This is a genomic window from Kyrpidia tusciae DSM 2912, from assembly GCF_000092905.1.
GTDB classification, from domain to species: domain Bacteria; phylum Bacillota; class Bacilli; order Kyrpidiales; family Kyrpidiaceae; genus Kyrpidia; species Kyrpidia tusciae.
In genome coordinates, this window is sequence record NC_014098.1 from 1,346,051 (window position 1) to 1,366,665 (window position 20,615).

Annotated in this window: 24 protein-coding genes and 1 pseudogene; 20 read left to right on the plus strand and 5 right to left on the minus strand. The window is 59.7% G+C overall.

All coding sequences use genetic code 11. From position 1 onward, the window contains the following. The first annotated feature begins 10 nt into the window (after positions 1-10). From BTUS_RS06665 to BTUS_RS06690, 6 genes are all read left to right on the plus strand, one after another. Entirely contained in the window at positions 11-772 is a 762-nt protein-coding gene (locus tag BTUS_RS06665; RefSeq protein WP_041303860.1) for a dihydroorotate dehydrogenase electron transfer subunit, read from the plus strand. Next, positions 772-1,698 carry a dihydroorotate dehydrogenase gene (locus tag BTUS_RS06670; protein ID WP_041305203.1) on the plus strand — a complete coding sequence of 309 codons (927 nt, stop codon included), beginning with the start codon at positions 772-774 and terminating at the stop codon, positions 1,696-1,698. Before BTUS_RS06665 ends, BTUS_RS06670 begins: the two co-directional genes overlap by 1 nt. Beyond that, complete coding sequence (gene pyrF, locus BTUS_RS06675) at positions 1,695-2,441, plus strand: orotidine-5'-phosphate decarboxylase (protein ID WP_013075353.1); 747 nt, start codon at positions 1,695-1,697, stop codon at positions 2,439-2,441. The genes BTUS_RS06670 and pyrF overlap by 4 nt, the downstream gene beginning before the upstream one ends. Before the next feature lie 254 nt (positions 2,442-2,695). Beyond that, positions 2,696-4,024 carry a Zn-dependent hydrolase gene (locus tag BTUS_RS06680; protein WP_013075354.1) on the plus strand — a complete coding sequence of 443 codons (1,329 nt, stop codon included), beginning with the start codon at positions 2,696-2,698 and terminating at the stop codon, positions 4,022-4,024. Next, positions 4,021-4,815, plus strand: coding sequence for a dihydroorotate dehydrogenase electron transfer subunit (locus BTUS_RS06685; protein ID WP_013075355.1), 795 nt, complete (start codon positions 4,021-4,023; stop codon positions 4,813-4,815). Before BTUS_RS06680 ends, BTUS_RS06685 begins: the two co-directional genes overlap by 4 nt. Further along, entirely contained in the window at positions 4,805-5,761 is a 957-nt protein-coding gene (locus BTUS_RS06690) for a dihydroorotate dehydrogenase (protein WP_013075356.1), read from the plus strand. Before BTUS_RS06685 ends, BTUS_RS06690 begins: the two co-directional genes overlap by 11 nt. Here BTUS_RS06690 and BTUS_RS06695 read toward each other — a convergent pair. Beyond that, a complete protein-coding gene (locus BTUS_RS06695; RefSeq protein WP_013075357.1) occupies positions 5,698-7,359 on the minus strand; it encodes a PucR family transcriptional regulator in 1,662 nt (553 codons plus the stop codon). The genes BTUS_RS06690 and BTUS_RS06695 overlap by 64 nt on opposite strands. A gap of 359 nt (positions 7,360-7,718) precedes the next feature. Between BTUS_RS06695 and BTUS_RS06700 the strand changes: the two genes are divergently transcribed. The 9 genes and pseudogenes from BTUS_RS06700 to BTUS_RS06725 all read left to right on the plus strand — a co-directional run bounded on the left by BTUS_RS06700 (position 7,719) and on the right by BTUS_RS06725 (position 14,841). Then, on the plus strand, positions 7,719-8,972 hold the full coding sequence (locus BTUS_RS06700) for an MFS transporter (protein ID WP_013075358.1): 1,254 nt from the start codon (positions 7,719-7,721) through the stop codon (positions 8,970-8,972). Positions 8,973-8,996: 24 nt separating this feature from the next. Then, positions 8,997-10,382 (plus strand): allantoinase AllB, encoded by a 1,386-nt coding sequence (gene allB, locus BTUS_RS06705; RefSeq protein ID WP_013075359.1) that lies wholly within the window; start codon positions 8,997-8,999, stop codon positions 10,380-10,382. Between the two features lie 69 nt (positions 10,383-10,451). Continuing rightward, positions 10,452-10,637: pseudogene (locus tag BTUS_RS17905) on the plus strand (MFS transporter); the annotation flags it as partial. Between the two features lie 143 nt (positions 10,638-10,780). Further along, a complete protein-coding gene (locus BTUS_RS18385; RefSeq protein ID WP_013075360.1) occupies positions 10,781-11,101 on the plus strand; it encodes a DUF6922 domain-containing protein in 321 nt (106 codons plus the stop codon). Between the two features lie 193 nt (positions 11,102-11,294). Continuing rightward, positions 11,295-11,513, plus strand: a complete 219-nt coding sequence (locus BTUS_RS17435) for a hypothetical protein (protein ID WP_218917984.1) — start codon at positions 11,295-11,297, stop codon at positions 11,511-11,513. Between the two features lie 138 nt (positions 11,514-11,651). Beyond that, on the plus strand, positions 11,652-12,086 hold the full coding sequence (gene tnpA, locus BTUS_RS06715) for an IS200/IS605 family transposase (protein WP_013075361.1): 435 nt from the start codon (positions 11,652-11,654) through the stop codon (positions 12,084-12,086). Next, positions 12,049-12,150 carry a helix-turn-helix domain-containing protein gene (locus BTUS_RS19230; RefSeq protein WP_218917985.1) on the plus strand — a complete coding sequence of 34 codons (102 nt, stop codon included), beginning with the start codon at positions 12,049-12,051 and terminating at the stop codon, positions 12,148-12,150. Before tnpA ends, BTUS_RS19230 begins: the two co-directional genes overlap by 38 nt. A gap of 11 nt (positions 12,151-12,161) precedes the next feature. Then, positions 12,162-13,118, plus strand: a complete 957-nt coding sequence (locus BTUS_RS06720; protein ID WP_245543399.1) for an RNA-guided endonuclease InsQ/TnpB family protein — start codon at positions 12,162-12,164, stop codon at positions 13,116-13,118. 340 nt (positions 13,119-13,458) lie between these two features. Then, positions 13,459-14,841 (plus strand): zinc ribbon domain-containing protein, encoded by a 1,383-nt coding sequence (locus tag BTUS_RS06725; RefSeq protein ID WP_013075362.1) that lies wholly within the window; start codon positions 13,459-13,461, stop codon positions 14,839-14,841. A 217-nt stretch (positions 14,842-15,058) separates the two neighbouring features. Here BTUS_RS06725 and BTUS_RS19235 read toward each other — a convergent pair whose 3' ends face one another. The 3 genes from BTUS_RS19235 to BTUS_RS06735 form a co-directional block, all read right to left on the minus strand. After that, a complete protein-coding gene (locus tag BTUS_RS19235; RefSeq protein ID WP_407635225.1) occupies positions 15,059-15,226 on the minus strand; it encodes an SWIM zinc finger family protein in 168 nt (55 codons plus the stop codon). A 182-nt stretch (positions 15,227-15,408) separates the two neighbouring features. Further along, positions 15,409-15,693 carry a PIN domain-containing protein gene (locus BTUS_RS16800; RefSeq protein WP_123809251.1) on the minus strand — a complete coding sequence of 95 codons (285 nt, stop codon included), beginning with the start codon at positions 15,691-15,693 and terminating at the stop codon, positions 15,409-15,411. Next, positions 15,690-16,043, minus strand: coding sequence for an AbrB/MazE/SpoVT family DNA-binding domain-containing protein (locus BTUS_RS06735; protein ID WP_013075363.1), 354 nt, complete (start codon positions 16,041-16,043; stop codon positions 15,690-15,692). The genes BTUS_RS16800 and BTUS_RS06735 overlap by 4 nt, the downstream gene beginning before the upstream one ends. 188 nt (positions 16,044-16,231) lie before the next feature. Between BTUS_RS06735 and BTUS_RS06740 the strand changes: the two genes are divergently transcribed. Further along, on the plus strand, positions 16,232-17,986 hold the full coding sequence (locus BTUS_RS06740) for a phospho-sugar mutase (protein ID WP_013075364.1): 1,755 nt from the start codon (positions 16,232-16,234) through the stop codon (positions 17,984-17,986). A gap of 139 nt (positions 17,987-18,125) precedes the next feature. Here the strand turns inward: BTUS_RS06740 and BTUS_RS06745 are convergent, their stop codons facing one another. Continuing rightward, positions 18,126-18,431 (minus strand): hypothetical protein, encoded by a 306-nt coding sequence (locus BTUS_RS06745; protein ID WP_013075365.1) that lies wholly within the window; start codon positions 18,429-18,431, stop codon positions 18,126-18,128. Between the two features lie 46 nt (positions 18,432-18,477). On the opposite strand from BTUS_RS06745, the gene BTUS_RS19080 reads away from it, so the two are divergent. From BTUS_RS19080 to BTUS_RS06760, 4 genes are all read left to right on the plus strand, one after another. Then, positions 18,478-18,726 carry an MIP/aquaporin family protein gene (locus BTUS_RS19080; protein ID WP_218917987.1) on the plus strand — a complete coding sequence of 83 codons (249 nt, stop codon included), beginning with the start codon at positions 18,478-18,480 and terminating at the stop codon, positions 18,724-18,726. Between the two features lie 25 nt (positions 18,727-18,751). Then, complete coding sequence (locus tag BTUS_RS19085; protein ID WP_052300570.1) at positions 18,752-19,024, plus strand: aquaporin; 273 nt, start codon at positions 18,752-18,754, stop codon at positions 19,022-19,024. Next, entirely contained in the window at positions 19,021-19,287 is a 267-nt protein-coding gene (locus BTUS_RS19090) for an aquaporin (RefSeq protein WP_052300571.1), read from the plus strand. Before BTUS_RS19085 ends, BTUS_RS19090 begins: the two co-directional genes overlap by 4 nt. A gap of 242 nt (positions 19,288-19,529) precedes the next feature. After that, the gene (locus BTUS_RS06760; RefSeq protein ID WP_013075367.1) at positions 19,530-20,330 is read left to right on the plus strand and encodes an SDR family NAD(P)-dependent oxidoreductase; all 801 of its coding nucleotides are present in this window, start codon (positions 19,530-19,532) and stop codon (positions 20,328-20,330) included. Positions 20,331-20,615: the final 285 nt, after the last annotated feature.

Here is a 20,615-nt window from a genome sequence, read left to right on the forward strand (position 1 = left end):
GGGCCGAGTGATGGCCCAGGTGGTGGAACAGGAGCGCCTGACCCGGGATGTGTTTCGCCTGTGGATCGAAATGGAGCACGATGCTCCCTGGTCTCCGGGGCAGTTTTTTCACGTCCGGGTGGGGGAGGGGCTCGATCACGTCCTTCGGCGACCGATCAGCCTGAGCGAAGCGGTGTCTGATCGGCGATTCGCCCTGGTGTACCGGGTGATGGGGGCGGGAACCCGGTGGCTCGCCGGGCGGCGGCCCGGATCCGCCCTGGACGTCCTGGGGCCGCTGGGGCGGGGCTTTCCCCTTCACCCCGGGGACGAAAGGGTGCTGGTGATCGGCGGCGGGGTTGGGGTCCCTCCTCTGATCCAACTGGCCCGGGAAGTCCGCCGCCGGGGAGTCGAGGTGGCGGCGGTGATCGGCTTTCGGGAAGCCCGGGATGTGATGCTGGTGGATGAGCTGGCCACCCTGGGGCCGGTGCATCTCCTCACCGAGGACGGAAGCGCCGGGATGCCCGGCAGGGTCACCGATGCCCTCGGTGAGGATTTTCTTCGGGGAGCCGATCGATTTTACGCCTGTGGCCCGAGTCCCATGCTTCAGGCGGTGCAAGGGAAGCTGTCGGGTCATCTCCCCGGCTATTTGTCTCTCGAGGAACGGATGGGCTGCGGAATCGGGGTCTGCATGGGCTGCGTCCACCCGATTCGCGGCGGGGACGGGTCCCCGGTGTACCGCCGGGTGTGTGCCGACGGGCCGGTCTTTCCCGCCGAGGAGGTGGCATTTTCGTGATGGATGTCGATCTTTCGGTGGAATTGGCGGGAATCCGACTTCACAATCCGGTGATGCCCGCCTCGGGGTGTTTTTCTTATGGCCGGGAAATGTCCCGGTGGTACGATCTGTCGCGCCTCGGGGCCATCGTGGTCAAGGGGACGACCTTGGAGCTGAGGCCGGGAAATCCCACCCCCCGGGTGGCGGAGACCCCGTCGGGGATGCTGAACGCCATTGGGTTGCAAAATCCCGGGGTGGATCGGGTGATCGCCGAGGAGTTGCCCGCCCTGCGGCAGTACGGAGTGCCGGTCATCGTCAATGTCGCCGGATCGGTGGTGGAGGAGTACGTCGAGACCGCCCGGCGGCTGTCCGGATCCCGGGACGTGGCGGCGCTGGAACTCAACATTTCCTGCCCCAATGTCCGGTGCGGGGGAATGCACTTTGGCACCGACCCGGACATGGCGGCGGAAGTGACGGCTGCGGTCAAGGCTGTGAGCCGGGTTCCGGTGTTTGTGAAACTTTCCCCCAACGTCACGGACATCGTTGCGCTGGCCCAGGCGGTGGAGCGGGCCGGGGCAGACGGGTTGTCGATGATCAACACTTTGGTGGGGATGCGCATCGATATCGAACGGCGCCGGCCAATCCTGGCGAATTTTTTCGGGGGGTTGTCGGGGCCGGCCATTAAACCCGTGGCTTTACGAATGATCTACGAAGTGAGCCGGGTCGTCCGGATTCCCATCATCGGCATGGGGGGCATCACCAGCGGAGAAGACGCGGTGGAATTTTTCATGGCCGGGGCGAGCGCCGTGGCGGTGGGCACGGCCAATTTTATCAAACCCACGGCGTGCGTGGATATTCTCGACGAGTTGGCCGCGTGGTGTCGGAACCACGGAGTCCGGGCGGTGCGAGAGCTGATCGGAGCGGCGCAAAAGGGGTGGAATCAGTGAATCCCGCATCTCTAAAAGAACGAATCTATGTGGCGCTCGATGTCAATACCCGGGAGCGGGCGCTGGAAGTGGTCCGGGCGGTGTCGCCGGTCCTCCCGAGTTTCAAAGTGGGGATGGAGTTGTTTTATTTTTTTGGGCCGGGCATTCTCCAGGAACTTCGGGCGGCGGGGGCGCAGCGGATTTTTCTCGATCTCAAATTGCACGATATTCCCAATACCGTCGCCCGGGCCGCGGCGGTGCTCACCAAGTCCGGGGTGGACATGATGACCGTCCACGCCTCGGGAGGGAGCAGGATGATGGAAACGGTGCTCCGGGCGGTGGCTGACCAGGCGGCGGCGGAGGGGATCCCCCGACCACGGGTGGTGGCGGTGACCCAGTTGACGAGCACCGACCAAAAAATGTTGAATGAAGAGCTCGGGATCCCGGGGTCAATGACCGAAGTGGTTCAGCAGTACGCCCGGCTGGCCCAACAGTCCGGACTGGACGGGGTGGTGGCGTCGGCGGAGGAAGTGCCGCTGGTCCGGGAGGTGTGCGGGCCGGATTTTCTTACGGTGGTCCCGGGTATCCGTCCGGCTTTTTACCGGGCCGATGGGGACGACCAGCGCCGGGTGGCCACCCCCAGGCAGGCCCTGGAGCGCGGTGCGGGCTGTCTGGTGATCGGGCGGCCCATCTTGCGCAGCCCGGACTGGAGGGAGGCGGCGGAGGCGGTGCTGGCGGAGTGCGCTGAAGGGAGCAGATTGTGAAGATGGATCGGAGGCATGTGCGGGTGGTGTCCGGAAAATTGTAGCGCCAGCGCCCCGCCAGGGTTGCCGAGGAAAGGCGGTGGACGCCACTGACCCGCGGCAAAAGGTCCCGGTCATGCCGAGGGATAACCCTGCTTTAGGAAAAGACCTCTTGTCCGGACTGACGAAATGGCAAGGGGTTTTTTCGTCTTTCCGACCAAAAGACGGACTCTTTCCTCCAGATTTATGATGAAAGGGAAAGAGAGGGAGGTCCAGTGGCGTCTGTAGAGCGGCTATGGCGAGATTTGATGGAACTGGCCACCATCGGGGCCGGGGCCGGTCGGGGCATCACCCGATTGGCTTTTTCCCAAGATGATCTTCGGGCGAAGATGTGGGTGATCAAGCGGTTTAAACAGGCCGGGCTTCAGGTTCATCAGGATTCTTTCGGGAATGTATTTGCCCGGCGCCCCGGGCGAGTGGTGGGGCCCGCCGTTGCGGTGGGATCCCACTTGGATACGGTGGTGGCCGGCGGAAAATTCGATGGAGCCTTGGGAGTTCTGGCGGCGCTGGAGGTTGCCCGATCGTGGAACGAGTCCGGGCTGGAAACTGAATTGCCTTTGGAGATTGTGGTGTTTGCAGCGGAGGAGTCCGCCCGGTTCGGCGTCTCGACCCTTGGCAGTCGCGCCGTGACCGGACAACTGAACGGGGGCGATTTGGATACAATCAGAGACCGGAACGGAGTCCCGCTCAGTCGAGCCTTGGAACAGGCGGGGTTTGATCCTCGGAGCGTTGCGAGTTGCGTGCTTCCCCCGGGAAAGTACGCTTGTTTTGTAGAGCTTCATATTGAACAAGGGCCGGAGTTGGAGCGGCTTGGCGTCCCGGTGGGATTGGTCACGGGGATTGCTGCTCCCACGCGGTTTCGGGTGACGATAGAAGGCACGGCCCTTCATTCGGGAACGGTGCCCATGGGCCGGCGCCGGGATGCCTTGGTGGCCGCCGCGCAATTGGTGGAGGCGGTGGAGGCGATTGCTCTTTCCGAACGAGACCACTGGCTGGTGGGAACGGTAGCGTCTGTGGACGTGTTTCCCGGGAGCACCAATACCATCCCGGGCCGGGTGGAAATGCGGGGCGAGTTCCGAAGTACTTCGAGGGAGGTCAAAGACCGGGCCATGGATCGTTTCCTCACGTATTGTGAGGAAGTCCGGCAGACCCGGGGTGTCACTGTGGAGGTCTCAATTGTGCAGCGAGATGACCCGACGGTGATGCACGAAGGATTGATTGAAGAGCTAGAGCGCACATGTCGCGAACTCGAAGTCCCGTACCACCGCATGCCAAGCGGGGCCGGCCACGATGCCATGAACATGGGGAAAATCTGTCCGGCAGCGATGATCTTCGTGCCCTCCCGGGGTGGAGTCAGTCATCACCCGGACGAATGGACCGACCAAAAAGATCTCGCCCCAGGCTTGGCTGTGCTCGATCGGTTTTTGACCCGCTTGACCGGGGCGGCCGTGGCGAAGCGGCCCGGGATCACCGATCTTGGCGATGTCACCGTCGGCGGGCGAACGGATGGACACGCCATCCATTCGGATGGGGGATTGACATGAGCGCGGACCTGCACCAGGGCCGGATTGTCCTGAATGAATGGGTGGGGCGTCGATACAAACACATGGTGGTGGAGGCTCCGGATGCGGTGGTGGCTGTACCGGGACAATTCTTTCACCTTCGACTATCATCCCAGTGGGATCCCCTCTTGCGCCGACCGATGAGCATCTATGGAATCGACGAGGACCGCGGATGGGTAGAGTTCTTATATCATGTGCGGGGGCGGGGGACCGCTCTGTTGGCCGGGTTGGTCCCGGGAGATACCCTTGACTTACTTGGCCCTTTAGGGAGAGGATTCTCGCTGGACTCGGCGTGGAGGGGCATTTTGCTCGTGGGGCGGGGCGCGGGATTGGCGACCCTTGCTCCCCTGGCGGAGCAAGCTGTTCAATCCGGGATGGACGTTTTCGCCATTTTGAGTGCGAGAACTCCTGATCGACTCGTTTCCGTCGATCGGCTGCACGAGCTCGGGGCCCGGGTGGCCACGGTGACGGATGTCGAGGGCACCAGTGAGGTACACGTGGTGGAAGGCATGGTCCGCGAGATCCTACATCGGGAGTCGGTGGACGCGGTCTTCACTTGTGGATCCCGGCGATTGACCAAGCTGATGCAACGCCTTGCCGACACGCATGGGATACCCGGGCAAGTTGCCCTCGAGGAAAACATGGGATGCGGCCTGGGCATGTGTTACTGCTGTGTCAAACCTTTTTTCAGAGAAGGACGGGTGTATCCCCTTCGCGTGTGCCGGGAAGGCCCGGTGTTTTCCCTTGCCGAGGTGATCGTGGATGAGCTCTGATCGTTTGAGTGTGCAGGTTGGTCCCCTTCGTCTCAAGAATCCGGTCATGCCGGCATCCGGTACCTTTTCTCCGGATTTGGCCGAATGGATCGATTTTGATCAATTGGGGGCGCTGGTCACCAAGAGTGTGACTTGGCATCCCAGGGCGGGCAACCCCGGCCCCCGCTGTATCGAGACGCCGGCTGGCATGTTGAATGCGGTGGGCATCCAAAACAAAGGAGTAGAAAATTTTGTAATCGATCAGCTTCCCGTTTATCGCCGATGGAAAACTCCCTTGGTGGTGAGCATTTCGGGGGAAAGTCCGGAAGGGTATGCCCGTTTGGCCCACCGTCTCACCGTTCCTGGCGTTCAGGCCATCGAGGTGAATATTTCATGTCCCAACCTGGAAGTGGGAGGCTGGTCTCCGGCCATGGAAGCCGACGGGACGTATCGGACCATACGGGCGGTGCGGGAGGCCACCGATCTTTCAATATGGGCCAAATTAACGCCAAATACCGGGGATATGGTGTCGGTGGCCCGGGCGGCCCAGGAGGCCGGGGCGGACGCGTTAGTGGTGGCAAACACGCTGATTGGTATGGCGATCGACCCACACACCAAGAGACCGAAGCTCGGCAATGTCACCGGAGGGTTGTCCGGCCCGGCGGTGAAGCCGATCATTCTTCGCATGGTGTATCAAATTTATCCGCATGTGAGCATTCCCATCATCGGGTGTGGGGGCATCTCTAGGGTGGACGATGTCCTGGAGTATCTGCTTGCAGGCGCCCGGGCCGTTCAGGTGGGGACATATAATTTTGTCAACCCACGCGGCATGACAGAAATCATCCGTGACCTCGAAGAGTACGTCGAACGGGAAGGGCTCAAATCGATCACCGAAATTGTCGGTCAGGCCAATAAGGGACGGATTTTCAGCGCCAGTTGCAGTTGTAGTCGATCTTCCGAGCCGTAAGGGTTGAGACCGGTCAAGGCCTCTACGCGCCCAAGGCGATACTTTAGGGTATTGACGTGAATAAACAAAGCCTGGGAGGTGGACGTGAGGCTCCCGTTGTGGGCGAAATACGCTTCCAACGTCTCAATCAGGTTCGTATTGTTTTTTTGATCGTAAACCTCCAGGCGACCGACGGTATCCCGGTAAAATCCCGACATCTCTTCTGGATTAAAACCGGTCAGGAGGCGGTAGATACCCAGATCCCAGAATGTGGTGATACGGCGCCGGGCTCGGCCATCGGCGCCGAAAGAGGAGGCCTGGCAGGCCTCCCGGTACGCCACAGGGATTCCTTGCACACCGGGGTAAATTCGGCCGAGTCCCGCAACAAGATCAAACTCCGTCCAGTGTTTTTGGATATCCTGAAGCAAATTGGACAGGAATGATTCGTTGGATGAGTCGACTTTTTTCTCTTCGTGGGAATGCTGTTGTGGGACATTTGTCACGGGTAATAGAAGAATGACCCTATTGCCTCGAACCCCTACCGCCGCCCCAGATACCCGTTGCTGAACGGCATCCTCAATCTGTCGCGCCAACTCCGACAAGAGACGTCCCTGAATATCCCCCTCGCTTGACGGATCTCGCATGCCTTTCGCGGACGTCTCGGACTCCCGAGGGAGCAAGCTGATCACGGCTACACAAAAGTCTTGATCCAGGTTCCATCCAAACACTCGCCCCCTGGAGATTAATTCATCGGGGCCACCGCGACCGGCGAGGACATCTCCCAAAAATTCACTCTTGTAGCGTTGCTCGACTTCCATGGCGGTTTTTTGTTTCATGAGTTCTAGAGCCACTAGGGCTGATGCCCGCTCCAGCAACATGTAATCCCGTTCTTCTATATGTCCTTCTTGCGGCCACAGGGTGAGGCAACCCTCTAGGATTCCGTGCAAAACCAAGGGGGCGGCAATGCACTCCATTGTTTCTTGGTCCAAAGCGCGTTGGATGGGGGTGAGCCGTGCAATCTCCCGGAGTGTGCGTTTATCCTCCGCCGATAACGGCGAAATCTTCCGGCTTTCCAGGCGACCGTACCAACGGATGGCGTCATTTTCAAAGGTGAGGGGTTGACGAAGCACCGAGGCCAAGGACCTCAAGAGAAAATCCAGTCCTGCTCCACTAAACGCGATCTCGGTTAGCCAACGCATATCTCGTTCCAAGTCGACGAAAGACGTTGAATTATCCCTGAGCAGTTCGCGCATTAACGGGTTCATGATGTCGAGATACGTGATGTCTCGGGGGATCTCCAACAGGGGGAATCCGGCTTGGTCCGCTTCTTCCACCATCTCCGGCGGGACCGAGTCCACATAGCGCCGGGTTTTGACCGCCAAGGCGCAGGCACCCCGGTCCGCTAAATCCCGGATCAGCCGACGTCGGGCAGCTGGATCGTTTCGCAGTGCATACAGACTGGTCAAAAGCAGATCGTCCCCCTTGAGCCACTCGGTGATATCAGGGACTTCCATGACGGTGACGTGGCGAAGGGGCCGGTCCAATCCCCGGGCACCTGCCACCACCCGGCACAGTCGAAGGCCTTCGCAATGAAGTGCTTCGCGCAGGGTGAAGGACAACCGAATCGCCTCCTTACGCCAGACATCATACCACAAAGTGGACCTTTCGGAGCTGCGGGGGCCATATGGGTATCCCCGCCGTTCACGAATCAGTTCTCGGGGGAACGCTATACTGGGGAGGCCACCAGTGCACAGGCCCCGGTCGCTCTTTGCGATACACATGCTTGGTCAGGTATACTCCGTTGGCGGGCACTATATGCGGCGAAGCCGTTGTCGGCTCCGTGTGGATTGTCGAGGACCGACAAAGAGCAGGCAATGGTTTTGGCCGATCGTCCAACAGACAAAGCGGGGGTGTAGCGGCTATATTCATGGTAAGTAAAAAAACATAACAAAGCGGTAACAGATCGGAGGGAGGATTCGTGGGAGTTTCGGCATCGGGTGTACAGGTTCCAAAGGCCGGGATGGAACCGGAGCACAAAGACCGGGTTACACCATATCATTGGAAGGTGTTGTGGTCGTCTGCAATCGGTTATGCGATGGATGGCCTTGACCTGATGATCCTTTCGATGGTGTTATCCGCCATGATCAGTGATCTTCATTTAACAACCGCCCAGGCCGGGGGGATCGCCACCGTAACCTTGTTCGGGGCCGTCGTCGGCGGGATTGGCTTTGGCATGCTCGCCGACGCCGTGGGTCGGGTGAGGACTTTTACGTGGTCGATTGTTATCTTCGCCGTTTTCACCGGTCTCACGGCATTCGCGACGAACCTGACCTGGGTGAACGTGTTCCGGTTCATTGCGGGCCTGGGGCTCGGTGGAGAATTTGGGATAGGGATGACCTTGGTGACTGAAACCTGGCCGGCGCGGTACCGGGCCCGGGCCACGTCCGGGGTGGCCCTGGGTTTTCAGGTGGGGGTAGTGCTGGCGATCCTGACATCATTGTGGATCCAACCGCTGTTCGGGTGGCGGGGCGTGTTCTTCGTCGGTATCATACCTGCCCTCTTTGCAGCATGGGCCCGACGGAGTCTGAAAGAACCCGAATTGTGGCAGCGCCGGACGAAGACACGCCGGTCCGTCCCTTTGGCGCTGTTGTTTAACTCTCCCCGGGCGATTGCGTCCACCGTGGGCTTGACGATCCTCTGCAGTGTCCAAAATTTCGGATACTACGGGATCATGACCTGGGTACCGACGATGTTGGCCAAGCAACTCGGGTTTTCGTTTAACAAGTCCGGCTTATGGACGATTGTGACCGTGGTGGGGATGATGATCGGCATTGTCGTATTCGGCTGGCTGGCGGACCGATGGGGGCGCAGGCCGTCCTTTATTCTCTTTCAACTCGCATCGGCGGCGGCGGTGTGGCTGTACACACATCAGACCATTCCGGTGGCGCTGCTGATCGGCGGAGCGATCATGGGATTTTTCGTCAATGGGATGATGGCCGGGTACGGTGCCCTCATTGCCGAGAGTTATCCTACAGAAGTACGATCGACGGCGGAAAATGTTACATTTAATGTGGGACGAGCCATTGGGGGGTTTGCGCCGTTCGTCATCGGTTATCTGGCGTTGCACCAGTCGTTGAGCTCGGCCATCGGGCTGATCTCGGGAGTGTACGTGATTGCGGCGCTCGCCACTCTATTGCTGATTCAGGAGCGGAAGGGAGCCGAGTTGACGTAACAGGGCTTAAGGAGGGCCTGATCGATGTTTGATCTCATTCTGCGGGGCGGGCGGATCGTCACGCCCCGGGAAACGTACCGGGGAGATATCGGGGTTGTCGACGGCAAAATCGCCGCAATCGGCACTCTGGAGGGTGCCGAGGCCGGGCGGGTGTACGAGGCCACCGGGCGGTTTGTGCTCCCGGGCCTCATTGACGAACACGTGCACAGCCGGGATCCCGGACTCACGCACAAGGAGGATTTTGCCCACTCCACCCGGGCGGCGGCGGCCGGCGGGATCACCACGATTTTGGAGATGCCCAACTGCGTGCCTCCGGTGAGAGACGCGGATCATTTTCACCGGCGGGTGGAGGAAATCGCTCCCAAAGCCCATGTGGATTATGGGCTCTATGGGATTGTGTTGGGAGACGAGAACCTGAAGGCGCTCTCGGGGCTCGCCGAGGCCGGGGTGATCGGTTTCAAGTTGTTTTGGGGATACGCGCTGAACCGCAAGAACCTCGCCTTGGTGTACGATGCCGCGGAGGGGAGCGACATCGTTCCGCCTCCGGATGAAGGGCAGATCTTTGAGGCCTTCCGAGTCATTGGGGGGCTGGGCCGGGCGGTGGCGGTCCACGCGGAAAACCGGGAGCTCATCGCCCGGCTCACCCGGAAGGAGAGGGCGGCGGGGGGAGCCGATTATGCCGCATTTTTGCGTTCCCGGCCGGCGGTCAACGAGCGGTTGACCACCGAGGCGGCCATGGCGCTGGGCCAGGCGGCGGGGGTGCATGTGCACATCCTCCACATGACGTCGGCGGATGGCGTGGAGGCGCTGGCTGAAGCCCGGCGGCGGGGGTGGTCGGTGACCGGTGAGACCTGTCCGCATTATTTAACGCTGACGGATGAGGATTGGGAGCGGGTGGGGGTGCGGATGAAAATTCTCCCGCCCATCCGCCGGCGCCATCACCAGGATCGGCTGTGGGAGGCTCTTCGGTCGGGGGAACTGCAGGCCGTGGGGTCGGACCACTCGCCTCATACCGAGGAAGAAAAAAACGGGGACATCTGGAGCGTACCGGCGGGTTTTTCTGGGGTTCAGACGATGGTGCCCATCATGCTGGACGCGGTGGTGCGGGGGCAGTTGAGCCTGAATCGGCTGGTGGAGCTGATGGCGGAGAACCCCGCCCGGATCTGGGGATTATACGGGGTGAAAGGCGTGATCCGGCCCGGCGCCGATGCTGATTTTACCGTGGTGGACTTGGATCGGACGTGGGTGGTGCGGGGCGAGGATCTGTATTCGAAAAGCCGGGTTCAGCCTTATGAGGGCCGGACCGGCCGGGGGGCTCCGGTGGCCGCCTTTGTGCGGGGGATCCAGGTGATGGAGGACGGCCGGCCGATGGCGGGTCCCGTGGGGCGGCTGGTGAAGCCGAAGGGTTGACGGGAGGATGAGACAACCGATGTGCGACGACACCTTTGTGCCCTCCCTCTTCTACTCAAAGAGTTTGGTGTGGGACAAACCCATGGAGGGCTCATTTCCTCGGTGCGCTTCGTGGCAGGCTTGGGTGCCGGAGGGGAATATGGAATCGGTATGGCTCTGGTTACCGAGGCCTGGCCCAAGGAATGGCGTGGTCGTGCCTCATCCTATGTAAGTATTGGTGGGCAACTGGGTGCGATCGTAGCGGCACTACTGAGCGATGGACATCATTTGTGGGATTCGCCATAATAAACATACACGCAAAGGGGAATCGGATCATCCCACGGGAGCCCGTGGGTCTCGAATGAGGGCGGCTGCACGGCTGGAAAATCGGCGAAGCTTGGGAAAGGGGGCGCGAAGGAATGGCAATTCCTAAGAAACTCCCGAAATTTCTTTGGCCGTTGTTTCATAACTACGTGCCCGAAAGTATTGACCCGGTCCGGAATTGGAAGTTTGTGATCAAAACGGTCATGGTCGCGGGTACGTGGGAACAGTTGGAGTGGGCCGCCCAAACCTACGGCCGCGACCGGTTCGAACAGGTTGTTCGCGAGGACCTGGAGGGGAATCGGGAGTTGCCCAGGCCCGTGGCGAATTTTTGGTCCATCGCGCTTTGGGGCGAACCGCTTCCCCCGCTTCAAAAGGGAGAACGGTGGAAGCCCACTCGGAAAATTCCGGGGGTGTAGGTTCTTGTTCTTGGATCAAATCGACCCCAAAACCGCAGAAACGCTGAAAGAGGTTCGCAAGACAGGGCTGTTTCGGTCTTTCTATCAAAATCCGCACAGAGGTCTCCCGCCTCTTTAGGCGGGTGGTGAATGGGCGGCCGGACGCAAGTCCGGCATTTTTTGTGTCGAGGGATGGATACCGCGGAGGCTGCGGATGTGTCTCTGGAAACAGTGGAAACGGGTGCGGACGCGATATCGTGAACTGCGCGCACTGGGATTGCCGGAGTGGGTGGTATACCAATTCGCCAACGCCCGCAAAGGGCCGTGGCGAATGGCCCATGGGCCGATGAATCGAGCCCTGGGCAACGGCTATTGGCAAGCCCAAGGGTTGATGAGTTTAAGCGAACGTTACCGAAGGCTTCGTCAAACTTGATGAACCGCCGGATGCGGACCCGCATGTGCGGTGGTGTGAAAGGACGGGGGCTAGTCGCCCCTCCTACTCGATTGCAGTTTACCAAAAGTTGTTGTAACATAGAATCAGTTACTAATTAGCGAAGGTCTTGGTGTTGCTATGAAATTGGACAGCAATTATCATTCAGTGTTTAAGCTCACGTATCACCTCGTCTTGGTGGTCAAGTACCGCCGAAAAGTGATCAACGATCCAGTGGCCGCACGCATTAGGGAAATCGGAGAATATATAGCACCAAGGTACAACATTACGTTCTTAGAATTTAACCATGACCGCGATCACGTGCACATCCTCTTCAGTGCCCACCCCAACAGCACTCTGTCGAAATACATCAACGCTTTCAAAAGCGCCTCGTCCCGGTTGGTGAAAAAGGAGTTCCCGGAAATCCGGAAACACCTCTGGAAAGAACATTTCTGGTCCCGCAGTTTTTGCCTGTTGACTACCGGGGGAGCTCCGATGGAAGGGATCAAAACATACATCGATTCCCAGGGTGAGAAACATGATCATCGTACACCGGTTTCACATCGAACCCACTAAAGAGCAGGAGCAAAAGCTGTTTCAGACCCTGGAGCTTTGCCGTAGCTCTACAACACAGCCCTGAAGCAAAGGGAAATTTGTTATCGGCAAAGAGGCAAGTCCCCTTCTTGCACCGCACAAAAAAATGAACTGCCGGCATTTAAGAAAGAATTTCCGGAATACCAACAGGTCAATGCTCAAGTTTTGCAGGATTGCCTGCAAAGGTTAGACCATGCGTTTCAGCGGTTTTTTGCTGGCTTGGCCGGGTATCCGCATTACAAAGATCGGAACCATTACCGTTCTTTCACCTACCTGCAGGCGGACAAGCAGGACCATTTCAAAAAAATCGGCCATATTTATTTGCCTAAGATTGGGCACGTCAAAATGAAAGCCCACTTTGAATTTGACCCGGCCAAGGTCAGCCGAATCAATGTCAAGTACCACGGCGGCAAATGGTACGTCAATCTGACCTCGGAAATCCAGGAGTCCGAAGGAGTAGACGTTGTTAACAAGGTGGGTATTGATGTTGGCCTTTTCACCTTCGCCGCACTCTCAGACGGCACGAAAATCGATAACCCGAAATACTTTCGTAAATCCGAAAAGAAACTGGCCAGGTTGCAAAGACGGCTTTCCCGCAAGAAAAAAGGTTCAAACAACCGAGGGAAGGCTAAAGCGAAAGTAACCAGGCTGCATGATAAGATTGCCAATCAGCGGAAAGATTTCTTGCACAAGATTTCCCACGGCGTCGTCCAAAAATATGACTGGATCGCCGTCGAGGATTTGTCGGTGAAGAACATGATGAAAAATCGCCATTTGAGCAAGAGCATCGCCGACGCTGGCTGGAGCAAGTTCATCAGCTACATCGAATATAAAGCCAAAAAGTTTGGCAAGGTTCTGGTGAAAGTTCCTCCAGCCGGCACGTCCCAAACCTGTGTATGCGGGCATCCGGTTCCCAAAGACCTAAGCGTCCGGATACACCAATGCCCGCATTGCGGGCTGACCGCCGACCGGGACGTGGTCTCGGCGATGGTCATCCTGCAAAGGGCGAATTAAGCAAGATCTGAGTAGGGCTGGAAGCACCCGAACTTACGCCTGGGGAGATTGTGTAAGACCCATGTGGCTACGGTCGATGAACCAGGAAGCTCCCGCCTCTAAGCGAAAGCGAGGCGGGAGAGGCTTCACACGGAGGATTTAGAGGACAAGGGGGTGGTGGTGGGTCATTTCCGCGTCCCCGACGACTTCGATTCCCTCATGCAGGAGTTGCAACATGCGGTTGAGAAACCAGCCGCCGCATCCTCCCCATTTTAATGGGGAGTCAAGGCGGCCAAATCCTTGAAAACATTTGTTTGTAATCTCCTTCAATGGTACAATAAAACCGTGGCAGGTGAAGAGAATGCCAGTGGTCAAAAACATAATCTCGACCAAACAGCGTATTGGGAGATTTATCACCGGTTCTCCGGAGATGATCCGGCGGACGGAAGAAATCTATCGGGCCGTCTTGGGGTTTTACCTGGACGTGATCCATGACAATCTCGACAAACTGCCCGGGTGGGACAGGAATTCCGGCACAAGGGCGCTGGAAAGACTGACGGTTCGGACAGAACCGCGAATGAACAGGAAAACCGGGAAACCATTCGGTGGCAATCCCGACCCGCCTTACCCGATCGACGCCGTTTGGCCGAAGTTTCCGGCATATCTGCGCCGGGCGATTATTGCCAAGGCGATCGGCATGGCGAAGAGCTGGCATTCCAACTACCAGCGGTGGCTCAGAAAAAAAGAAAGGATCCAGGAAAGAAACGAAAGTCGTGTCGCCGAAGGCAAAAAACGAATCCCTTTCGACGAACACCCGCCGAAGTATCCGGCGGCGGGCAATGTGGGTATCACGTTTTACAAAGGCGACTTCAAGAATCTTTCGCTCAAGGCCAACACGATTCAGCTAAAAGTCTGGGACGGGAGCGACTGGCGGTTCATCACCGTGGAAGTGGAACCCACCCGTCATTCAAGGAAGCTTCATCTGGATGATGCGTGGGAGATGACGGTGCCCACCGTTTATGAAAGAGAGGGTATCTTCCACCTGGTGACCGCTTTCGAGAAAAAGTCGAACGTAATGAAGTTCACCGACTACTACCGGTCTAAGAACCCGAAGGTGCTGGCCGTGGACCTGAACCTGGGCCGCAAGAACCGGGCGGTGTGCGCCTTGGTGGGGAAGGACGGTACGGTTCACAAAGTCAGGCACATCGGCCTGACAGCGTGTAACACGACGGATGTCCACCACCTGCTGGGGCTCATTGCCCGGAACGTGAGCGACCTGGGAATTGTTCCAAAAGGACACCGGCCCTGCAAAAAGCTCTGGCGCAAGGTTCACGCGGCAAACGACAATTACGCCCACCATGTAAGCAAACGCCTGGTGGACCTTGCGATGGAGTGGGATGCACGGGTCATTGTGTTCGAGAACTTGAAACACTTCAGGCCGGACAGAAACAGGCACGGTTCGGCCAAGATGCGGCAGAGGATCGGTTACTGGCTGCACCGGAGGGTGATGAAATACACCACGTACAAAGCAAAGGCACGGGGAATTCTGGTTGCTCTTATCTCTCCGAAGGACACCAGCGCCCGGTGTTCGCTGTGCGGCTCGCTGGAGACTTCGAGGGCCGGCAACATCTTGGCGTGCAGGAACTGCGGCCCCGTTCACAACAGCCACGTGAATGCGGCCATCAACATCGGCATGGCCTGGTTCATCCGGGAGGAAAAGCGGTTGCAACAAAAGACCGCCTAACCACATTGCGAAAGCCTGCGACTCCCGAAAGGGAGGGGTCGCCTGCGGGACAACGTTCCCGGCAGGTGTCCGGGAATCCAGGAACCCGTCCAGCCTAAGGGGTCAGGAAAGCCTGGGCGGCAGCCCCGCTGCCGGATGCCGAGGCTTCTCCCGCGCCTATGGATGGATGCCTCTCACTTCAGTGGGGGGAGGATTCACGAAATGACCCGGCAAACGTTCATGCCTGCTCAAGAGAAGAACCGGGACGAGGGTGGGACGAAGCGTCGGGAGCCGTGAAAAGACCCGTGGGCCGGCCGGCAAAGCCACTCTCAACCAAATATGTCAAAGCCGCGGCGATGTGTTTGCATACCCCATTTCGGGCAAAGGCCGGGCATGAGTGGGACACCGGTCAACACGGAGGCGGCGCCGGACGACCTACTGCGAGTCGTCTTTCTCGTGTTTCGGAATGATCGCGTCTACCGCCAGACGCTTCAGATCCTCATCGAAAGATGCCACTCGACACGATCGATTACGTGCCAAGACCGTTAGATAAGCGTCGGCGAAATCCACGTTTTCCTCAGCGTAGATCTACAGAGTTTCGATCAGCCACACGGGATTGTCCGATTCAACACCTGGCAAAAGGATCAATCGAATGAGTGGATCCGCGATGGAGTGTCTCGAGGGAAAATACCGGGCGTAGATCTTTCCCTGCAAAACGCAACAGCATTCCGCCAAGATAATCGGTTCAATTCTCAGACGGATTTCTCCCCGCCCGGCTTGTCGGAACAACTCGGTTGCGGCCGACGACATGTCGCGATGATCACCGAGGAGGTAACGGAGGATGACGTTCGTGTCCACATACACGGTCATCACTGGTTCTTTTCTCTCCTGCCCAAATTGTTGTTCGCAGCGGGTCGTGATCGGTGTTGTCCGGCAGCGGTTTTGTTCTCCGCCTGTCCCTCCACCTGATCGGTTTCGGCGAGCTGATCGCACACCGCCTGTCGAGCTTCGTCGATGGGGACATATTCAATGGGGCGGTTCGCCGCCCGTCCCAGCGATCCCGCCAAGTCGTCCACCGAAGCGGGCTTAACCACGCGAATCGACACGTGGCCGTGATCGTCCACCTGAAACAGGATTCGGTTTCCACCCTCAATTCCCAACGCGTTGCGGATCTCGTTCGGGATGGTCAACTGAAATTTAGAGGTCACCATTGCCATGGCCATCAAGTCGATCCCTCCATTATAAATGAGCTTTCGTAAGAATAGTAGCTACTGCATTGCGGCGCCGACAATGCGGCCGGAGGTCCCCGGCTTTGGCTCCACCCGAGGGAGGCGCCTACCCGGGCTTCTTCATTTTCCTGTATAGTAAAGATAACGCCAGGGGACGCATCGATGTGTGGAGGGGATGTCGGATGAGAGAATCAGCGGGGACCGATTTTTTGACCGAGGAACGAAGGGGGCTGTACCGGGTGTGGCGGAGGCACCTGGCGGCCGACCCGGATTTGGCGGAAGACTTAGCGCGGTTGGAGGCGGATCCGAAAGGGCTGGCGGATGCCTTCGGGGAGGATCTGCGCTTCGGGACCGGCGGTCTGCGCGGGGTGATGGGCGCCGGGACGAATCGCATGAACCGTTACACGGTGCGGCTGGCCACGGCGGGGCTGGCGCGGTATCTGCAGCGGCAGGGGACGGCCGGGCGCGGGGTGGTGGTGGCCTACGACTCCCGGCGCTGGTCGGATCTGTTCGCAAAAGAAACGGCGCTGACGTTGGCCGGGGCCGGCATCCCGGTGTATCTGTTCGAAGGGATTCGCCCGACTCCGGAGTTGTCGTTTGGCGTGCGGGATTTGGAGGCCGCGGCGGGGGTGGTGATCACGGCGAGCCACAATCCGCCCGAGTACAACGGGTATAAGGTCTACGGGCCGGACGGATGCCAGGCGGTGCCGGAGCTGGCCGAGGCGATCATCCGGGAGATCGCGCAGGTGGAGGATCCTTTCTCGGTGCCGACGGCGGACGAAGGGGAAGCGACCCGGGCCGGGCTGTTGCGGCGGCTCGGGGCGGAGATGGACGATCGGTACGTCGCCCGGGTGCGGGGATTGGGTTTGTCCGGCGGCACGGGCACGCCGAGCGCCGGCAGGGCGCCGGTCACGTTGGTGTACACGCCCTTGCACGGGACCGGGGGTAAATTGGTGCCCCGGGTGCTGGAGGAGATGGGGTGCCGGGTGGTGTGCGTCGAGGAACAGATGCGCCCGGATCCGGAGTTCAGCACGGTGGCGTCGCCGAACCCCGAGGACCCGGCGGCTTTTGAGCGGGCCCTGGCGCTGGCCCGGGAGATAAAGGCGGATGCGGTGCTGGCCACCGATCCGGACTGCGACCGGGTGGGGGTGGCGGTGGCCGACGGTCATGGGGATTACGAATATCTCAGCGGCAACCAGGTCGGTGTGTTGTTGCTGGATTATATTTTGGAGAGGCGAAAAGCGTTGGGCGCGATGCCCGACAAGGGCGTGATGATCAAGACCATCGTCACGTCGGAGATGGGACGGGCGCTGGCCGACGCCAATGGGCTGGAGACCATCGACGTGTTGACGGGTTTCAAATTTATCGGCGAGCAGATCGGGCGCCTCGAGGGCACCGGGCGCGGGTTTGTGTTCGGCTACGAAGAAAGCTGCGGCTATCTCATCGGTGATTTTGTCCGGGATAAGGACGGGGTGCAGGCGTCGGCCATGGCGGCGGAGATGATCGCCCATCACAAGGCGGCGGGGAAGACGCTGCTGGATCGCCTGGAGGAGCTGTATCGGGCGTACGGGTATTACCGGGAGCGGCTGGTGTCGGTGACGATGCCCGGGGCCGAGGGCCAGGCCCGGATGAGGGCGATGATGGAGCGGTGGCGGGATGCGCCGCCGCTGGAGGTGGCGGGGCTGGCGGTGGCCGAGGTGCAGGATTATCTCGTCGGCCGGGTACGCCGGGCGGACGGGAGTGAGGGGGCGCTGGATCTGCCCCGATCGGATGTGCTGAAGTTTGTGCTGGACGGCGGCCACTGGTTCTGCCTGAGGCCTTCCGGGACCGAGCCGAAGCTCAAAATTTATTTTGGCGTGCGGGGTCGGGATGATGCGGATGCCCGGGAGCTGTTGGATCGTCTCCACCGGGCGGTGATGGAGCGGGTGGAGGGCTGAGGCGAGGGTTGGTGTGGAGGTAACAGGCAGGACGGGGTTCCGGCAGGGGATGATCCCGGTCTCCGGATCAGAGGCGAGGGCATGGAGGGGGCTGTGTTGCGGTAGGGCCGGCCGTTCCTGGGCCAAACGGTCAATCTTCTCAACGATAAGCCGAGTCGTGATCCGGATGGAGCGACAACAGGCGCAGCCACGGGCCGTCCCGGTAAGCCACTGCTCGAAAGTCTCTTCCGATGGGAAAACTGTACAGCCGCTCGCCATGCGGCCCCTGACGAGAATAAATCAGTTCCCATTTTAACCCGGGATCACGATATACCTGATTCCATGTCAGTTCCGACAGTTTTCGCAAGGTCCCAAGCACCGACAACTGGTCGGATTTCACGAGGCGGAACAGCGTGCGCTGAAAAACTGGATTGTTCAGGTCCAGACGAACTCGTTCGTCACTCATCGCGCACCCGCTTCTCCAACTCGTCAAGGGAAGTTTCTTCCGGGGGATGATATTTCGCCCATTCGATCGCTTCGTCCATGTCCTTTTGAACATCCGGCGCCAGCATCCGGCCGAAGGGATTGGGACGGCGTTGTTGGTGTTGATCGGCCCGGGATGTGCGGCGTTCAACGGGGTGTTGGCAGGGCAGACCCACCACCCGGTGACCCTGGCCGACGTGGGCGTCGTCAGTCTGGCGTTTGGGATCATTGTGGCGGGGATGATTTATGCGTTCGTGCATATTTCTGTGTCATATTAATCCGGCTGTGACGGTGGGCCTGGCGGTGGTTCGGCGATTACCCTGGCGGGAGGTACCGGCTTGTCTGGCGGCGCAGTTGATCGGCGCCGCGATCGGGGCGCTGGGGATTGTCGTGATCCTCGGGACGGACGGAGCGATCGTGGGAAATCTCGGGGCGACGGTGTTCGCTCCGACCACCGGGTATGTGCAGGGAATCGTGATTGAAGCGATTGAGGTCTCTGTTCTCATGACAGTGATCATGGGCGCTGCGGTGGACGGCCGGGCGCCCCAGGGGTTTGCCGGCATGATCATCGGGTGACGGTGGCGGGGATCATCATGACCACGGCGGGGCCCACCGGTTCGTCGTTTAACTCGGCTCGCACGTTTGGTCCGTATGTGATGGATCGTCTGTTCGGTGGGCACGTACGGTGGGCGGAGTACCCGGTGTACGTGATCGGCCCGGTTCTGGGTGCGTCGGTGGCCGCTTGGTTGTACAGCGCCGTCGCCGGACTGGCGGCGCCGGAGGCGAAAGCCGGGGCGGAAAAGCAGGAATCCGCGGCGGCGAAACACGAACCGGCGTGAGGGTTGCGGAGCGGGCCCCGGCGGACGGCGCGATCCGGTGTGCAACCGGCAAGATGTGGGTGATGGGCGACGGCCCCCTCCATGCGCGAGAGGGTTGTTTTGTGTGTGCGGGTAACGAGGGGGCGGGGGCGTTCACAAAAATTTTTCGAACAGGGGGAGCGGCCTTCGGGGCAATCGGCGGCGGCGCCCGGTTATAATAAACTCGGCAGTCCAAGTCACATCGACAAAATGGGGGTAAGGGTATGAGCGTCATGGACTCGTTTCGACTCGACGGGCGGGTGGCCTTGGTCACCGGCGGTGGGAGCGGAATTGGACTGGCCTTCGCCAGGGCTGCGGCGGAGGCGGGAGCGGATGTGGCGGTGGCGGACTGGAATGAGGAGGCGGCCCGGCAGGCGGCGGAGCGGCTCGGGGCCGAGACGGGGCGGAAGGTGATTGCGCTTCGAGCGGATGTGTCGAAAGAAGAGGATGCCGATCGGATGGTGCAGGAGACGGTGCGGCAACTCGGGGGTCTCGATGTGTGTTTTGCCAACGCCGGGATCGGGGACGACGGAACTCTGGTGACGGAGTACAGCAAAGCGGCGTGGGAGAAGGTCATCGCTGTGAATCTCACCGGGGTCTTTTTGACCGACCGGGCAGCCGCCCGGGTGATGGTCGCACAAAAACGCGGGAGCATCATCAATACCGCCTCGATTTATGGGCTGGTCGGGGACTTCGGGATGGGGGCCATCGGATATACGGCGGCCAAAGGCGGCGTGGTGCAACTCACCCGGACGTTGGCGGTGCAATTGGCGCCGATGGGCGTCAGGGTCAACGCCATCGCCCCGGCGTTTATTCGGACGAACCTCGGGGACGGAAAATTGCGAGAGGATGTGACCGACCCGGAGGTGCGAAAGGCCCACGAGGAGATCACCCGGCGAACGCCGATCGGGCGATGGGGGCTGCCGGAAGATTTGGCGGGCATGGGGCTGTTTTTGGCGTCGGATGCGTCGGCATTCTGTACGGGGTACATTTATGCGGTGGACGGCGGCTGGCTGGCGGTGTGAGGGCGGATCCGCCGGGATATTGCGAATTCGAGGAGTGCCCGATGGGGCCGCAACGGCTTTAAGTAAAGGAAGGGAAAGAAAGCTCGACGAATTAAGAAATACATATCTGGGATGACCACAGTGCCCGGTCGGAAAGGCCGGGTATTGTTGTGGAGTTTCAAACCCGAGATGGGGGCGGGGACAGACGTGGCGGAGCATCGGTTTTATACGGAGGATGTTCTTGAGGATGCTCGTAAAAGTCCAAAGGGAGTCGAATCGAACCCATGGCTTGCCCCCTCGTTGCCC

Coding starts and splice junctions, on each gene's coding strand:
- BTUS_RS06665 (WP_041303860.1), top strand. CDS start 11: ATGGCCCAGGTGGTGGAACAGGAGCGCCTGACCCGGGATGTGTTTCGC.
- BTUS_RS06670 (WP_041305203.1), top strand. CDS start 772: ATGGATGTCGATCTTTCGGTGGAATTGGCGGGAATCCGACTTCACAAT.
- BTUS_RS06685 (WP_013075355.1), top strand. CDS start 4,021: ATGAGCGCGGACCTGCACCAGGGCCGGATTGTCCTGAATGAATGGGTG.
- BTUS_RS06690 (WP_013075356.1), top strand. CDS start 4,805: ATGAGCTCTGATCGTTTGAGTGTGCAGGTTGGTCCCCTTCGTCTCAAG.
- allB (WP_013075359.1), top strand. CDS start 8,997: ATGTTTGATCTCATTCTGCGGGGCGGGCGGATCGTCACGCCCCGGGAA.
- BTUS_RS18385 (WP_013075360.1), top strand. CDS start 10,781: ATGGCAATTCCTAAGAAACTCCCGAAATTTCTTTGGCCGTTGTTTCAT.
- BTUS_RS17435 (WP_218917984.1), top strand. CDS start 11,295: ATGTGTCTCTGGAAACAGTGGAAACGGGTGCGGACGCGATATCGTGAA.
- tnpA (WP_013075361.1), top strand. CDS start 11,652: ATGAAATTGGACAGCAATTATCATTCAGTGTTTAAGCTCACGTATCAC.
- BTUS_RS19230 (WP_218917985.1), top strand. CDS start 12,049: ATGATCATCGTACACCGGTTTCACATCGAACCCACTAAAGAGCAGGAG.
- BTUS_RS06725 (WP_013075362.1), top strand. CDS start 13,459: ATGCCAGTGGTCAAAAACATAATCTCGACCAAACAGCGTATTGGGAGA.
- BTUS_RS06735 (WP_013075363.1), bottom strand. CDS start 16,043: ATGGCCATGGCAATGGTGACCTCTAAATTTCAGTTGACCATCCCGAAC.
- BTUS_RS06740 (WP_013075364.1), top strand. CDS start 16,232: ATGAGAGAATCAGCGGGGACCGATTTTTTGACCGAGGAACGAAGGGGG.
- BTUS_RS06745 (WP_013075365.1), bottom strand. CDS start 18,431: ATGAGTGACGAACGAGTTCGTCTGGACCTGAACAATCCAGTTTTTCAG.
- BTUS_RS19080 (WP_218917987.1), top strand. CDS start 18,478: ATGATATTTCGCCCATTCGATCGCTTCGTCCATGTCCTTTTGAACATC.
- BTUS_RS06760 (WP_013075367.1), top strand. CDS start 19,530: ATGAGCGTCATGGACTCGTTTCGACTCGACGGGCGGGTGGCCTTGGTC.